This is a genomic window from Nocardioides sp. T2.26MG-1 (genome assembly GCF_950101795.1).
In the GTDB taxonomy this organism is placed as follows: domain Bacteria; phylum Actinomycetota; class Actinomycetes; order Propionibacteriales; family Nocardioidaceae; genus Nocardioides.
Map to the genome: position 1 here is coordinate 1 of NZ_CATNLZ010000026.1, position 334 is coordinate 334.

Here is a 334-nt window from a genome sequence, read left to right on the forward strand (position 1 = left end):
GCGGCGGCGGCGGCTTCCTCTCGTTCCAACAGCTTGGCCGCATGTGCGTCGGCGGCGTCGGGGTCGATGACGTGCAGGAGGCCTTTGCCGAGGTGGCGCAGCGCGACGGCGTCGAAGTGCGCGGCCTGGTCCACGAGGTGCTGTTCGGCCTGGCGGGCGAGGTTGGGGTCGACGTGGTCGGGGAGGTCCTCGACGGCGCGGATGATGACCCTGGCTTGGTCGGGCAGCAGGTCACCGGCGGCCAGGGCGTCGCGGACGGGGGTGTGTCCGTGGGTGAGGTTGGTGGCGAGGCGGGTCTTGCGGTGGGCTTCGGTGCGGGTCATCTGGGTGGCGT

The 334-nt window shown here is 72.2% G+C and carries 1 protein-coding gene; it reads right to left on the reverse strand.

The features are described 5' to 3' along the window. A partial coding sequence (locus tag QQZ14_RS15005; RefSeq protein WP_284535150.1) for a DUF222 domain-containing protein occupies positions 1-323 on the reverse strand: 323 nt, incomplete at its 3' end. Positions 324-334: the final 11 nt, after the last annotated feature.